This window comes from Scandinavium goeteborgense, from assembly GCF_003935895.2.
GTDB lineage: Bacteria > Pseudomonadota > Gammaproteobacteria > Enterobacterales > Enterobacteriaceae > Scandinavium > Scandinavium goeteborgense.
This window is the reverse complement of sequence record NZ_CP054058.1, coordinates 2,017,312-2,031,882: the sequence shown is the minus strand read 5'-3', so window position 1 is coordinate 2,031,882 and position 14,571 is coordinate 2,017,312. Positions and strand designations below refer to the sequence as shown.

The 14,571-nt window shown below is 54.1% G+C and carries 16 protein-coding genes; 9 read left to right on the top strand and 7 right to left on the bottom strand.

Annotated elements, in window-relative coordinates:
• Positions 1-65: 65 nt before the first annotated feature.
• Both A8O29_RS10505 and A8O29_RS10500 read right to left on the bottom strand, forming a co-directional pair.
• Positions 66-962 (bottom strand): aldo/keto reductase, encoded by an 897-nt coding sequence (locus A8O29_RS10505; protein WP_110508437.1) that lies wholly within the window; start codon positions 960-962, stop codon positions 66-68.
• Between the two features lie 48 nt (positions 963-1,010).
• Positions 1,011-1,250 carry a DUF1289 domain-containing protein gene (locus tag A8O29_RS10500; protein ID WP_125355416.1) on the bottom strand — a complete coding sequence of 80 codons (240 nt, stop codon included), beginning with the start codon at positions 1,248-1,250 and terminating at the stop codon, positions 1,011-1,013.
• Positions 1,251-1,360: 110 nt separating this feature from the next.
• Here A8O29_RS10500 and A8O29_RS10495 point away from each other — a divergent pair, with 110 nt between their 5' ends.
• The 4 genes from A8O29_RS10495 (at position 1,361) to rnt (ending at position 4,365) form a co-directional block, all read left to right on the top strand.
• Positions 1,361-1,960: a TetR/AcrR family transcriptional regulator gene (locus A8O29_RS10495; protein WP_125355418.1), complete on the top strand. Its 600-nt coding sequence runs from the start codon at positions 1,361-1,363 to the stop codon at positions 1,958-1,960.
• Between the two features lie 57 nt (positions 1,961-2,017).
• Positions 2,018-3,115, top strand: a complete 1,098-nt coding sequence (nemA, locus tag A8O29_RS10490; RefSeq protein ID WP_125355420.1) for an alkene reductase — start codon at positions 2,018-2,020, stop codon at positions 3,113-3,115.
• A gap of 78 nt (positions 3,116-3,193) precedes the next feature.
• The gene (gene gloA / locus A8O29_RS10485) at positions 3,194-3,601 is read left to right on the top strand and encodes a lactoylglutathione lyase (RefSeq protein ID WP_125355422.1); all 408 of its coding nucleotides are present in this window, start codon (positions 3,194-3,196) and stop codon (positions 3,599-3,601) included.
• Positions 3,602-3,708: 107 nt separating this feature from the next.
• Positions 3,709-4,365, top strand: a complete 657-nt coding sequence (gene rnt, locus A8O29_RS10480; RefSeq protein ID WP_110508447.1) for a ribonuclease T — start codon at positions 3,709-3,711, stop codon at positions 4,363-4,365.
• A 32-nt stretch (positions 4,366-4,397) separates the two neighbouring features.
• On the opposite strand, the gene A8O29_RS10475 is transcribed toward rnt, so the two are convergent.
• Together A8O29_RS10475 and A8O29_RS10470 are read right to left on the bottom strand one after the other, a co-directional pair.
• Positions 4,398-5,714, bottom strand: a complete 1,317-nt coding sequence (locus tag A8O29_RS10475) for an IS4 family transposase (RefSeq protein WP_174081207.1) — start codon at positions 5,712-5,714, stop codon at positions 4,398-4,400.
• 134 nt (positions 5,715-5,848) lie between these two features.
• Entirely contained in the window at positions 5,849-6,184 is a 336-nt protein-coding gene (locus A8O29_RS10470; RefSeq protein ID WP_174081296.1) for a Grx4 family monothiol glutaredoxin, read from the bottom strand.
• Positions 6,185-6,522: 338 nt separating this feature from the next.
• On the opposite strand from A8O29_RS10470, the gene A8O29_RS10465 reads away from it, so the two are divergent.
• On the top strand, positions 6,523-7,338 hold the full coding sequence (locus A8O29_RS10465) for a C40 family peptidase (RefSeq protein ID WP_159465502.1): 816 nt from the start codon (positions 6,523-6,525) through the stop codon (positions 7,336-7,338).
• A 120-nt stretch (positions 7,339-7,458) separates the two neighbouring features.
• Positions 7,459-8,040, top strand: a complete 582-nt coding sequence (gene sodB, locus A8O29_RS10460) for a superoxide dismutase [Fe] (RefSeq protein ID WP_174081295.1) — start codon at positions 7,459-7,461, stop codon at positions 8,038-8,040.
• A 42-nt stretch (positions 8,041-8,082) separates the two neighbouring features.
• Here the strand turns inward: sodB and A8O29_RS10455 are convergent, their stop codons facing one another.
• Positions 8,083-9,249, bottom strand: a complete 1,167-nt coding sequence (locus A8O29_RS10455; RefSeq protein ID WP_174081294.1) for an MFS transporter — start codon at positions 9,247-9,249, stop codon at positions 8,083-8,085.
• 171 nt (positions 9,250-9,420) lie between these two features.
• Entirely contained in the window at positions 9,421-9,510 is a 90-nt protein-coding gene (gene cydH, locus A8O29_RS10450; protein ID WP_133460812.1) for a cytochrome bd-I oxidase subunit CydH, read from the bottom strand.
• A 292-nt stretch (positions 9,511-9,802) separates the two neighbouring features.
• Here cydH and purR point away from each other — a divergent pair, with 292 nt between their 5' ends.
• Positions 9,803-10,828 (top strand): HTH-type transcriptional repressor PurR, encoded by a 1,026-nt coding sequence (purR, locus tag A8O29_RS10445; RefSeq protein WP_133460811.1) that lies wholly within the window; start codon positions 9,803-9,805, stop codon positions 10,826-10,828.
• 18 nt (positions 10,829-10,846) lie between these two features.
• On the opposite strand, the gene punR is transcribed toward purR, so the two are convergent.
• Positions 10,847-11,758 carry a DNA-binding transcriptional activator PunR gene (gene punR, locus A8O29_RS10440; protein WP_133460810.1) on the bottom strand — a complete coding sequence of 304 codons (912 nt, stop codon included), beginning with the start codon at positions 11,756-11,758 and terminating at the stop codon, positions 10,847-10,849.
• A gap of 107 nt (positions 11,759-11,865) precedes the next feature.
• Here punR and punC point away from each other — a divergent pair, with 107 nt between their 5' ends.
• Both punC and cfa read left to right on the top strand, forming a co-directional pair.
• Complete coding sequence (gene punC / locus A8O29_RS10435; RefSeq protein ID WP_174081293.1) at positions 11,866-13,065, top strand: purine nucleoside transporter PunC; 1,200 nt, start codon at positions 11,866-11,868, stop codon at positions 13,063-13,065.
• A gap of 300 nt (positions 13,066-13,365) precedes the next feature.
• Complete coding sequence (gene cfa / locus A8O29_RS10430; RefSeq protein WP_159465499.1) at positions 13,366-14,514, top strand: cyclopropane fatty acyl phospholipid synthase; 1,149 nt, start codon at positions 13,366-13,368, stop codon at positions 14,512-14,514.
• The last annotated feature ends 57 nt before the right edge of the window (positions 14,515-14,571 follow it).

Here is a 14,571-nt window from a genome sequence, read left to right as displayed (position 1 = left end):
AAAGTGTCCCTGGTAAGTCTAAACCAGGAACACTTTTTTCGTCGGAACGTCAGCGCAAAGCGTGATTACGGTACGTCGTAACCCAGCGCAGCTTTGCGGATGCGGAACCACTGCTGACGGGTCATTTCGAGGTGTTCAGCCGCGATCGCAGAACGCACGCGCTCGATTTTACCGGAGCCGATAATAGGCAGCGGCTGAGACGGCAGACGCATCACCCAGGCGTAAACCACCTGTTCAATGCTTTCCGCGTTCAGTTCTGTCGCTACTTTAGCCAGCTCTTCGCGCAGTGGAGCAAATTTGTCGTCATTGAACAGGCTACCGCCGCCCAGACACGACCACGCCATCGGACGCACCCGCAGCTGTTGCAGCTGATCGAGCGTACCGTCCAGCAGCAGCGGCTGGTGAACCGGAGAAAGCTCAACCTGGTTGGTCGCCAATGTGAACGGCAGACGTGATTGCAGCAGCGAAAACTGCGCCGGGGTAAAGTTAGACACGCCGAAATGACGCACTTTGCCGCTCTGATGCAGCTCGGTGAAGGCTTCTGCCACTTCGTCTGCATCCATCAGCGGATCGGGACGGTGGATCAGCAGCAGGTCCAGATAGTCGGTGGCCAGATTGGTCAGGGACTGCTCGGCGCTGCGAACGATGTGGGATTTATCGGTGATGTAGTGCCCGATAGCGTGTTCAGGTTTTGCAGTGGTGGCTATCCCGCATTTGCTGACCACTTCCATACGCGAACGCAGTTGCGGAGCCAATTTCAAGGCTTCGCCAAAGGCAGCTTCGCATAGATAACCGCCATAGATATCGGCGTGATCGACGGTGGTAATACCGAGGTCGAGATGCTCTTCAATAAAACTGACCAGCTGCTGCGGGGACATGTTCCAGTCCATCAGACGCCAGTAGCCCATCACGAAGCGGGAAAATTCCGGGCCATTGGGCGCGAGAGTAATACGCTGAACCATACGAGCTTCCTCAACTGAAAATTTCATCGAGTATACGCATATTTAGCGTCAAAACAGTGAAGGCTGATCAGGTTCTTCAGGTAAAGCGGATTTGTTTGCGCGGATTTTACGCAGCAGACGTTGACGGCAGAGGCGCAGCACCTCCTGCTTTTGAGCATCATTGAAATTTTGCCAGTTGAAGCGCTCGTCACGGCTGCGCATACAGCCCCGGCAATACCCGCGTTCATCGGACTGACAAATCCCCCGGCACGGACTCTGTACCGGGAAAAACTCCAGTTGTTCTGCCACGCCGCCCCCTGTTATCTGCTTACTCTCATTGAAGCCTGATAATGCGCATCCTGCAACCGGCAATCATTTATCTCTTGCATTAGACCGATCGGTCTACTACATTTAGCCCCATGAACAAACATACCGAACACGACACCCGCGAACATATCCTCGCTACCGGCGAGCGTTTATGTATGCACCGCGGCTTTACCGGAATGGGGCTCAGCGAGCTGCTCAAAACGGCAGAAGTGCCGAAGGGCTCGTTTTATCACTATTTCCGCTCTAAAGAAGCGTTCGGTGTTGCCATGCTTGAGCGCCACTACGCAGACTATCACCTTCGTCTGTCTGAGCATTTTGCCCACGGTGAAGGCAACTATCGCGACCGCCTGCTGGCCTATTACCAGCACACGCTGAACCAGTTTTGTCAGCAGGGCATTATCAGCGGTTGTCTGACAGTTAAACTCTCTGCCGAAGTCTGCGACCTCTCAGAAGTGATGCGCACAGAAATGAACAAAGGGGCCAGCCAGATTATTGTTTTGCTGTCCCATGCGCTTGAAGAAGGGCGTAAAGAAAAAAGCCTCACCATTTTCGGTGACGCCCATACCCAGGCCGAAGTGCTGTATTCGCTGTGGCTGGGGGCCAATCTTCAGGCCAAAATTTCTCGCAGTGCGACGCCGCTCGAAAGCGCGCTCGAACATGCGAAGACCATGATTGCCGCGCCTGGCTCATAACAGGCGTTTTTATTTATCGATTTACTAGACGACCGGTCTATTCAGGAGTCCTGATTTATGTCACAACACAAAATGTTTACCCCTCTCAAGGTTGGCGCTGTCACTCTGCCTAACCGCGTACTGATGGCCCCACTGACGCGTCTTCGCAGCATCGAGCCTGGCGACATCCCTACTCCACTGATGGGTGAATACTATCGCCAGCGCGCAAGCTCAGGGCTTATTATCTCTGAAGCCACGCAGGTTTCTGCTCAGGCGAAAGGCTACGCTGGCGCACCTGGCCTGCACAGCCCAGAACAGATCGCCGCGTGGAAACAAATTACCGCAGGCGTGCATGCTGAAAACGGTCATATCGCCGTTCAGTTGTGGCACACCGGTCGTATTTCGCATAACAGCCTCCAGCCTGGCGGCCAGGCGCCGGTTGCGCCATCTGCGCTGAGCGCGGGCACTCGTACTTCCCTGCGTGATGCCAACGGCAACGCCACTCGCGAAGACACTTCCCTACCGCGTGCGCTGGAACTGGAAGAAATTCCTGGTATCGTCGACGATTTCCGTCAGGCGGTAGCTAACGCTCGCGAAGCCGATTTCGACCTCGTCGAACTGCACTCTGCGCACGGCTACCTGCTGCACCAGTTCCTGTCTCCGTCAGCGAACCAGCGTACCGACCAGTACGGCGGCAGCATTGAAAACCGCGCCCGTCTGGTGCTGGAAGTGGTCGACGCCGTCAGCAAAGAGTGGAGCGCCGATCGCATCGGGATCCGTGTTTCGCCGATTGGTTCTTTCCAGAACACCGACAACGGCCCGAATGAAGAAGCCGATGCGCTGTATCTGATTGAAGAGCTGGGCAAACGCGGTATCGCTTACCTGCACATGTCTGAGCCAGACTGGGCCGGTGGTCAGCCTTATACCGAAGAATTCCGTCGTAAAGTACGCGAACGTTTCCACGGCCCGATTATCGGTGCTGGTGCGTACACCCCGGAAAAAGCAGAAGACCTGATTGCTAAAGGTCTGATTGATGCCGTGGCATTTGGTCGCGCATATATCGCGAACCCGGACCTGGTTGCACGTCTGGAACGTAAAGCTGAACTGAACCCGCAGCGCCCGGAAAGCTTCTACGGCGGCGGCGCGGAAGGCTACACCGACTACCCTACGCTCTAATCCCCGCATTGATAGCGGCGGGCATCCGCCGCTATACTGATTGTCCTGCTTTATAAACAATACGATAAGGGGAAGACTATGCGCCTACTTCACACCATGCTGCGTGTTGGCAATCTGCAACGTTCCGTCGAGTTCTACACCAACGTGCTGGGCATGAAGCTGCTGCGCACCAGCGAAAACCCGGAATACAAATATTCCCTCGCTTTCGTCGGCTACGGCCCGGAGAGTGAAGAAGCGGTCATTGAACTGACCTATAACTGGGACGTTGAAAGCTACGATCTCGGCACCGCTTACGGCCACATCGCGCTGAGCGTAGATAACGCCGCAGAAGCCTGCGAGCACATCCGCAATAATGGCGGCAACGTCACCCGCGAAGCCGGCCCGGTAAAAGGCGGCTCAACCGTTATCGCTTTTGTCGAAGATCCGGATGGTTATAAAATCGAACTGATCGAAGCCAAAGATGCCGGTAAAGGTCTTGGTCACTAAGACTCCCTGGGTGCTACGGCACCCATTTTTTTGCTCCCGCCTCTGCTGCAACCGCTGGCAAAATTTGCCATAATGCGCGCTACTTTTTGTAAGCCTAAGAGATACTGATGTCCGACAACGCTCAACGTAATGCACTGTGCGACCGCTTCCGTGGTTTTTATCCTGTAGTTATCGATGTAGAAACAGCGGGCTTTAACGCCAAAACGGATGCGCTGCTGGAAGTCGCCGCCGTGACGTTAAAAATGGACGAAGATGGCTGGTTGATGCCGGACAGCACACTGCATTTCCATGTTGAACCGTTTGAAGGCGCAAATCTGGTCCCCGAAGCGCTGGCGTTTAATGGCATCGATCCGAATGACCCTGAGCGCGGAGCCGTCAGTGAATACGACGCCCTGCACGCCATCTATAAAGAAATACGTAAAGGCATGAAGGATCAGGAGTGCAATCGGGCAATCATGGTGGCGCACAACGCGACCTTCGATCACAGCTTTATGATGGCTGCCTCTGAGCGCGCCGGGCTGAAACGCAATCCGTTCCACCCGTTTGTGACGTTTGATACCGCCGCGCTAAGCGGGCTGGCACTGGGGCAAACCGTGTTGTCGAAAGCCTGCCTGGCCGCAGGAATGGAATTTGACGGCAACAAAGCGCACTCTGCTCTGTACGACACCGAACAGACGGCGCAGCTGTTTTGCGAAATCGTCAACCGCTGGAAACGCCTGGGCGGCTGGCCGTTACCGCTGCCTGAAGGTGAAAGCGAAGAATAAAAAAAAGCGACCGATGGTCTAATGCTTGTCAGTTAAGCTTTTGAAGGAGGCCGCAACGGATAACGTTGCGGCCTCTTTTTTACAGCTCTCGGGTAATGCCGTGCTCTTCGCCCTGGTAGCACGAAGCTTGAGGCCATACTCAGTATTTCGGCCATGACCTTGGGGAGTTTCCCCGGCGCCACTCCCGGCAGTAAACGCAGGTGGCTGCACAGATATAACGCTGACTGTTTAAAGCCCATCTGATATGGCTCCACGCCTTTCAGACTGTACGCCATCTGCCCCATCATGAAGCGCAACAGATTATACGCCAGCACCACGCCCCACAGCTCCTGACGCACCAGCGCAGGCTTTTTACTCCGCAGCGTCAGTTCATTATTCAGCAGATGCTGCTTCATCTCCCTGAACCCGTGCTCTATCTCCCACCGCTGGCTGTAAAGGTCCACGATATCGGCTTTCGGGTATCTGAGCGGGTCGCACATCGACGTCAGTATCTGCACCGTCTTGCCGTTCACTTCCTTGCTGACCAGTCTTGCTGTCAGGGTTTCCGGTGCATCCTGCCATTTCTTTTTCGCCTGCGGCGACAGCGTTATTCTCACCAGTTTCTGCCCTGCGCCCAGGTTTCTCACCTCCTCATACTGCGCGCCTTTGCGTAAGGGCAGCATCCAGTGCCTTTCCGTGCCTGATGACTGCCAGCGATGCAGCAGGCCCAGGGCATAGAAGCCCTTATCCATGATGGTCAGTGAGTGGTCCGGCGTCCGGTCAATAAGCTGTGCCGCAAGGTCAGTTTCACCGGTTTCAGAGACGCTGTCGAAGGCCACCGCAGACAGCAGATGGCTGGTAACTTCCATCTGGCAGACCATGCGCAGTTGTGGCCATTCGGACTGCTTGTTCACATTGGCAGTACGGCCGAAGGCTGCGTCATTTTCTGGGGTATCAGGTGCACGCCACAACGTACCGTCCACGGCCATTAGCGTCAGGCCGTTCCAGTGAGACAGGGGTGTTTTTTCAAACCAGAGCTGACGTGTTTTTTCGAACATCAGACGGATGACATCCTCGCCGAGCCGCTGGCGGGCCTGAACAACGGCACTGGGTGCAACGAAGGGCCGGTTACCCGGCAGAAGAATGTCCATATGTGAGACCAGCTGGGTCATGGAGTGGGAGCGGAACAGGGCCATGCCGGTAACCGCCCAGACCATCATCTCCATGGAGAGGCGACGCTTACGCAGAGTGACGACGCCGGTGTCAGCCAGGCATTCATCAATCAGTTCAGGAGAAAGCAGGTCTGCAAGGGCAGCAAACTCCTGCGGAGAAAATTTATGGACGGTATCTAAGGCCTGGCTGAGTAACATAAAAAAATCCGTAATCCCTGGAGAGATTACGGATTCTTGCACAACCACCGGATCGGTCAACCGATCCTTAACTGATCGGCATTAGACCGATGGTCGCTTTTTTATTGCCAGTAAAAAACTTACTCAGCGCTGCTCTACTCGTCGTCTTTGTACTTTGCAGCCGTCTCTTTGATCAGCTGCTGCAGTTCGCCACGCTGGTACATCTCAATCAGGATGTCACAGCCGCCAACCAGCTCGCCGTCAATCCACAGCTGTGGGAAGGTCGGCCAGTTTGCATACTTAGGCAGCTCGGCGCGGATATCCGGGTTTTGCAGAATATCAACGTAAGCAAAACGTTCGCCACAGGCAGACAGTGCCTGAACCGCCTGAGCAGAGAAACCACAGCTTGGCAGTTTCGGGGAACCCTTCATATACAGAAGGATTGGGTTCTCGGCGATTTGGGTCTGGATTTTCTCAAGAGTTGTACTCATATCTTGCTTCCTTAAACTTCTTTTTATGGCTGTAGTCGCTAAGTGTAACGTCAACGACGGCTGTCAGAAAATAACATTTTGTTCACGATAATGCATTTTACCTCTGACGTTTTGAAGTTGCCTTAAAAATGTGCCTTTATCGGCCTGCCCCGCGTAAACATGAGCATTTTCCGAGCATGTTATGTCCAGTTTGACGCATTTTTTTGCAGTCGCTAACGAAACTGTGTATCAGATACAAAAACACTATTAACAATTAATGTTTTTATGCATTAGAATCGATTCGTTTTGTCAATCATACCCAGGCATGACCGTTTGCCTGCCTAACAGAGGAATGCTCAGTGGCGCGGATAAATAAAGTCTCGATCACGCTCTGTGCTTTGCTGTTCACATCGTTGTCCATTACGCCTTTGTCCCACGCATCCGAACAGGCGCGCACATCTGCATCGCAAAAGTCCCACCAGGCGAAAGCAGACCGTAAAAAGAAAACGACAAGCAACAAAACGAAATCAACGACCAAAACCTCCAGCAAAAAGAAAACCAGTACCCTTAAGAAAACAACGACCGCCAAAAGTAAAAAAACAACTGCCGTCAGTAAAACCGCCTCCACCCGCAAAATTCATAGCCCCGCGCTGAAAACCGCCTCCGTTAAAACGGCGCAGAAATGCAGTGTGCGTAAAGGCCATAAAAAGAAATGCGTTAGCGAAGACGTGAAACCGTTAACCATTGCGGATGCACACAAAGCGCGAGTGCAGAAAGCTAAAAAAACGGCGATGAACAAATTGATGGACCAGATTGGCAAACCCTACCGTTGGGGTGGCACGTCGCCGCGCACCGGTTTCGATTGCAGCGGTCTGGTTTATTACGCCTATAAAGATTTAGTGAAATTCCGTATTCCTCGTACCGCGAACGAAATGTATCACCTGCGTGATGCGCGCTCCGTTAACCGGGGTGAGCTGCAAAGCGGCGATCTGGTGTTCTTCCGCACCCGCGGTCGTGGCACTGCCGATCACGTTGGCGTTTACGTCGGCAACGGCAAATTTATTCAGTCCCCGCGCACCGGTCGCGATATCCAGATTACCTCTCTGAGCGAAGATTACTGGGCGAACCACTACGTTGGCGCACGCCGCGTGATGACGCCTAAAACGATTCGCTGATCCCTGCCCTGTCGATCTCCCGACAGGGTAAGTTCCTCTTTAGCCACATCTTTTAATTTGCTACCCTATCCTTACTCAATACAGGGTTATTGAGTCATAAAATAATAGGGAGAATAAGCAATGTCATTCGAATTACCTGCATTACCGTATGCAAAAGACGCCCTGGCGCCACACATCTCTGTAGAAACGCTGGAATACCACTACGGTAAACATCACCAGACGTATGTCACCAACCTCAACAACCTGATCAAAGGCACTGCGTTTGAAGGCAAAACGCTGGAAGAGATCGTTCGCACTTCCGAAGCGGGCGTTTTCAACAATGCTGCACAGGTGTGGAACCACACCTTTTACTGGAACTGCCTGGCACCGAATGCCGGTGGCGAGCCAACCGGTGACGTCGCAGCCGCCATCAACGCAAGCTTCGCCAGCTTTGCTGACTTCAAAGCGCAGTTTACCGATGCCGCTGTTAAAAACTTCGGCGCTGGCTGGACCTGGCTTGTGAAAAATGCAGACGGCAAACTGGCTATCGTTTCTACGTCTAACGCGGGTACGCCGCTGACGACTGACGCCAAACCGCTGCTGACCGTAGATGTGTGGGAACATGCCTACTACATTGACTACCGTAACGCCCGCCCGAACTATCTCGAGCATTTCTGGGCGTTGGTAAACTGGGAATTTGTCGCGAAGAATCTGGCGGCGTAATCTCTTGCCCGGCGAGTAATATTATCCGCCGGGCACATATCATCAATGGCTGGAATACACTTCTTCTGGCTGACGACGCCCCGTAATCAGCACCACCAGAAGCGCAACCCCGGCGATAATCGCCCCCATCACCGGCACGAAGGTGTACCCCAGACCGCCGGAAATCACCGCCCCGCCCGCCGCTGCGCCCAACGCATTACCCAGATTGAACGCCCCGATATTGACCGACGACGACAGGCCTGGCGCTTCATGTGCCACACGCATCACGCGCATTTGCAGCGGAGGTACCACCGCGAAGGTCGCCGCACCCCAGATAACCATACTCACCGCCGCGCCGATTTCGTTTTGCGCAAGCCACGGGATAGACGCCATGATCACGATCAGCACCGTCAGGAAGCCTTTTAGCGTGGCGGTCACGGAGCGGTCAGCAAACTTGCCGCCCAGATAGTTACCCAGAGAGAAGCCGATACCAATCAGCACCAGCATGGCGGTGACGAACAGCGGTGTCGCATGAGTGATGGTGTGCAGCACTGGAGAAATATAGGTGTAGAGCGTGAACATCGCTCCGGCCCCGAGCACGGTCGTCAACAGCGCCGTCAGCACCTGCGGACGCACCAGAACCGACAGTTCCTTTTTCACGTCCGGGCGTTCACCGCTGCTGCCCTTCGGCAAGGAGAACCACAGACTAACCATCGCCACCAGGCCGAGTCCGGCCGTCGCGAGAAACGACATCCGCCAGCCGATGGTTTCACCGAGCCAGGTTGCCGCCGGAACGCCGCCGATATTGGCGATCGTTAGCCCCATAAACATGGTCGCCACCGCGCTGGCCTGCTTGTGCTTAGGCACTACGCTGGCAGCCACCACCGAGCCGAGGCCGAAAAAGGCCCCGTGATTGAGACTGGTAATAATGCGCGACAGCAGCAGCGTGGTGTAATCCGGCGCAATCGCCGACAACACGTTGCCGAGCGTGAAAATGGCCATCAGGAAAATGAGCGCATTACGGCGCGCACGATGTGAAAGCAGCAGCGTCATCAACGGCGCACCGACCATCACGCCAATGGCATAGGCGCTGATCAGCATTCCGGCGGCGGGAATCGACACGTCCACACCTTTGGCGATGACGGGCAGCAGGCCCATTGGCGAAAACTCAGTGGTACCTATGCCAAATGCCCCAATAGCCAGTGCCAGCAGAGGGAAATTGATTTTCATGTAACGACTCCGGTAAGCCATCTCGATGAGACAGTGCAAAAGCAGAAGTCAAAAGCATGACATCAATCACAAAAAAACAAAAGTAAACAAAATGGCAAAAGTTTATTGCGAATTTGATAACAATAAGAAAGGAAAGTGAGAAGGAGGAAGAGAGCTCTCCCTCCGGATAAATCAGTGCAGTACAGCAGTCAGCGCGGCAGAAACGATCAGAGCCAGAGCGATAACGGTGGTCATAAGAGAGAGCTTCAGGTCGGTACTCATCAATTTTTCTCCTTTTAATCCCCACAACAAAAGTGAGCTTGCTCATTTTTGCACAAATATACGCAAAAATCTTCCAGGTTTTAAGCTCATAGCGATTTTTCTCTTTCCCTTTGCCTCAGAATCAGACAAAATTCCACGCTAATTTAAAAGCGTACCAGCCATTGACCCCCTCCCGTCGTCCTGTCTGTATCCCGGCGTACTGCAATTCAATTGAATTGTGTTAAGGGTGTGTAAAGGCAAACGTTTTCGTGTCGATAATCAGGCGTAAGGAAAGGGTCTGGAGTGAGAACGAATGGCAACTATTAAAGATGTAGCGAAGCGCGCAAACGTTTCCACTACAACTGTTTCACATGTAATTAACAAAACACGTTTTGTGGCGGAAGAGACCCGCAACGCGGTGTGGGCGGCCATTAAAGAGCTGCACTACTCCCCAAGCGCTGTGGCGCGCAGCCTGAAGGTGAATCACACCAAAACAATTGGCCTGTTGGCGACCAGCAGCGAAGCCGCCTATTTTGCTGAAATCATTGAAGCTGTTGAGAAAAACTGCTTCGAGAAAGGCTATACCCTGATCCTGGGTAACGCCTGGAACAACCTGGAAAAGCAGCGCGCATATTTGTCGATGATGGCGCAAAAGCGTGTCGATGGCCTGCTGGTGATGTGTTCCGAATACCCACAGTCGGTGCTCGAGATGCTGGAAGAGTACCGTCACATCCCGATGGTGGTGATGGACTGGGGCGAATCTAAGGCTGATTTTACCGACTCGGTGAATGATAACGCGTTCCAGGGTGGCTATCTTGCCGGACGCTATCTGGTCGAACGCGGTCATCGTGAAATCGGCGCCATTCCAGGGCCAATGGAGCGCAACACCGGCGCAGGACGTCTGGCGGGCTTCATGAAAGCCATGGAAGAAGCGCAAATCAACGTGCCTGAAAACTGGATTGTGCAGGGTGATTTCGAGCCGGAATCCGGCTATCGGGCCATGCAGCAAATTCTTGCGCAACAACCACGCCCAACGGCCGTGTTCTGCGGCGGCGATATTATGGCGATGGGTGCGTTGTGTGCCGCAGACGAAATGGGCCTGCGCGTTCCACAGGATATTTCAGTCATTGGCTACGATAACGTGCGCAACGCGCGCTTCTTTACCCCTGCCCTGACCACCATCCATCAGCCGAAGGATTCGCTGGGTGAAACGGCCTTCGATATGCTGCTGGATCGTATCGTCAATAAGCGTGAAGAGTCGCAGTCGATTGAGGTGCATCCGCGCCTAATCGAGCGCCGCTCGGTCGCCGACGGTCCGTTCCGCGACTACCGCCGTTAATGCACTCTCAGGGGCCGGTTAGTCCGGCTCCTGCAGCCACTCTTTATTCAACGTTTCACTGTCCCCTAAATACTCCAGCAGCCAGCTCAACGCCGGTGACATGTCATTTTGTTGCCAGGTCAGGCAGCACGCCGCATCCGGGAAAGGATTTTCCAGCTCCAGCGCCACCCATTCACCGCTGTCGATATACGGTCGGGCAAAATGCGTAGGCACCATTCCGGCACACAACCCGGCTGAAAGACAGGTCGCGGAAGATTCCCAGTCCGGCACCACAATCCGTTTTTGGTTATCCAGCAGCCAGGTGATGCGTTTCGGCAGCGATCGCGATGTATCTTCCCGCACCAGCGCTGGCCAGTTGCGCAACACATCATCGCTGAGCGGGCCGGACACCTGCGCCAGCGGATGCTGACTAGACACCACGCAGTTCCAGCTCAGCATCCCCATATCGCGAAACGCGTAACGTCCCCCGACCGGGATCGCCTGGGTGGCCCCGATAGCCAGTTCTACGCGACCGTCGGATAACGCATCCCATACACCGTTGAACACTTCCTGGAACACACACAATTCGACATCCTGAAAGTGGCGATAAAAATCGACAATCATCTGTCGGGTGCGTTCCGGGCGCACAATGTTGTCCACAGCGATTGCCAGACTGCCACGCCAGCCGTTGGCTATCTGCTGGCACTGTTGACGGGTGATCTGCATTTTTTTGATAACAGAGCGCCCTTCTTTCAAAAACCAGGCACCCGCGGGGGTTAACTCCACGTCGCGGTGACGCCTTTCGAACAGTGGAACCGCCAGCCATTCCTCTAGCTGACGCACGGTATAGCTGATAGCAGAAGGCACACGGTGCAACTCCTGCGCGGCTGCGCTGAAGCTCCCATTACGTGCAACGGCGTCCACGACTTCAAGAGAATATTCTGACCACATAGGCTGCCTGCAAAAAATTTGAACTCACCCGACAAATATTAGCGGTTCACAACCGAAGTTGCACTCCCTACACTCTGCTGCCATCGACACCTGTAACGAGAAAGAAAATGAATAAGCAACCTGGGAAAGGATTTTTGTGCTGGCTGGCTGGCCTGAGCGTACTCGGTTTTCTCGCAACCGATATGTATCTGCCCGCTTTTGCCGCCATTCAGAATGACCTACAAACGCCTGCCGCCGCCGTCAGCGCCAGCCTGAGCCTGTTCCTGGCCGGTTTCGCCCTCGCCCAACTGATGTGGGGCCCGCTGTCTGACCGTTACGGTCGTAAACCTATTCTGTTGACCGGCCTGGCGATATTCGCCGTTGGCTGTCTGGGCATGCTGTGGGTCCGTGATGCCACCCTGCTGCTGGTGCTGCGCTTTGTGCAGGCCGTCGGCGTTTGTGCCGCCACCGTCACCTGGCAGGCGATGGTTACCGATTATTATCCGGCCCAGCGCACCAACCGTATCTTCGCGACGATCATGCCACTGGTTGGGCTTTCCCCGGCACTGGCACCGCTGCTGGGCAGCTGGATCCTGCATCATTTCGAATGGCAGGCAATTTTTGCCACCCTGTTCGGCATTACGCTGCTGCTGATGCTGCCTGCGCTGCGTCTGCAAAAACCCTTGCGCGTTGTGCATAAAGAAGAACAGCCGCTGACCTTCCTGGCACTTCTGCGCTCGAAAGATTATCGCGGCAACGTGCTGATTTACGCCGCCTGTTCCGCCAGCTTCTTCGCGTGGCTGACCGGCTCGCCGTTTATTCTGAGCGCCATGGGTTACGGCCCGACGGTGATTGGCCTGAGTTACGTGCCGCAGACTATCGCTTTCCTGATTGGGGGCTACGGATGTCGTTCCGCCCTGCAAAAATGGGATGGACAACAGATGCTGCCGTGGCTGTTGCTGGCCTTCGCCGTAAGCGTGGCGGGCACCTTTGCTGTCGGTCTGACCGCAGGCAGCTCACTGACCACCCTGCTGATTCCTTTCTGCCTGATGGCGATGGCCAACGGCGCGATTTATCCCATCGTTGTGGCACAGGCGCTGCGCCCGTTCCCACACGCCACGGGTCGTGCGGCGGCGATGCAAAACACATTGCAGTTGGGTCTGTGTTTCCTGGCAAGCCTGGTGGTTTCTACCCTGATCTCTACCCCGCTGCTGACCACCACCAGCGTGATGCTGGCCACTGTGGTTCTGGCAGGCTGGGGTTACCGGATGCAGTTTGTTGCACAACGTGATGAAAACGCCGGTTCAAACGAAGAATCACACGCATAGTATCGTTAGCGACTATGTAACAATTCAGTGATTAGTTTGCTAAGAATTTTTTATTGAATCACTCATTTTTGCGGCCTATACTGATTTCGGTAACACATAAATACGATAAATATTAGCGATTAACGGGGGAACGGATCTCCCCCGATTAACCACGGAAGGCCTTTCGGCAAGGGTTATCTCCCTTCCTCTGTTTTACGTCGGATAGCAGACTTACGGATATTCCGTGAGAGTTCTCACACAACCAAAAAAGCGTCTACGCTGTTTTAAGGTTCTGATCACAAGCCGCGTGATGGAGAAGCTATGAGTTCATCGTGTATAGAAGAAGTAAATGTGCCTGATGATGACTGGTACCGTATTGTTAATGAATTACTGAACCGCGCCGGCGTCAGGGTGAATGGTTCTGCTCCCTCAGATATCCGGGTCAATAATCCCCTCTTTTTTAAACGCGTGCTGCAGGAAGGGTCGCTGGGATTAGGCGAAAGCTATATGGATGGCTGGTGGGAGTGCGAACGGCTCGATGTATTTTTTCATAATGTGCTTCGTGCCGGTCTGGAAAGCCAACTCCCCCACCATCTGAAAGACACGCTACGTGTGGCAGGCGCCCGTCTGCTCAATCTTCAAAGTAAAAAACGTGCCTGGATAGTAGGCAAAGAGCATTACGATTTGGGCAACGATTTATTCACTCGGATGCTCGACCCGTTTATGCAATATTCCTGCGCGTACTGGAAAGAAGCGGAAACGCTGGAGCAGGCTCAGCAGGCGAAACTGGACCTCATTTGCCAGAAGCTGCATTTGCAGCCCGGCATGCGGGTGCTGGATATCGGCTGTGGCTGGGGCGGGCTGGCGCATTTTATGGCGAAAAATTACGGTGTGAGCGTCGTCGGTGTGACCATTTCCGCTGAACAGCAGAAGTTGGCTCAGGCGCGCTGCGAAGGGCTGGACGTGCAAATCCTGTTGCAGGATTATCGAGATTTGCAGGATCAGTTCGACCGTATCGTCTCTGTCGGAATGTTTGAGCACGTTGGTCCGAAAAACTACGCCACCTATTTCGACGTGGTAGACCGTAATCTGACGCCTGACGGCCTGTTTTTACTGCACACCATCGGGTCGAAGAAAACGGATAACAATGTCGATCCGTGGATCAACAAATACATCTTCCCGAATGGCTGCCTGCCTTCTGTACGTCAGATTGCCAACGCCAGTGAACCACACTTTGTGATGGAAGACTGGCACAATTTTGGCGCCGATTACGACACCACATTGATGGCCTGGCATACGCGTTTCCTGCACACGTGGCCGGAAATTGCTGACAACTATTCAGAGCGTTTCAGAAGGATGTTCTCTTATTATCTGAACGCCTGTGCCGGGGCATTCCGTGCCCGCGACATTCAACTCTGGCAGGTGGTTTTCACCCGCGGAGCCGAAGGTGGTTTACGCGTTGCAAGATAAAACAAACCCCGGCAAGCCGTAATGCCGATCAGTTAAGGATCGGTTGACCGATCCGGT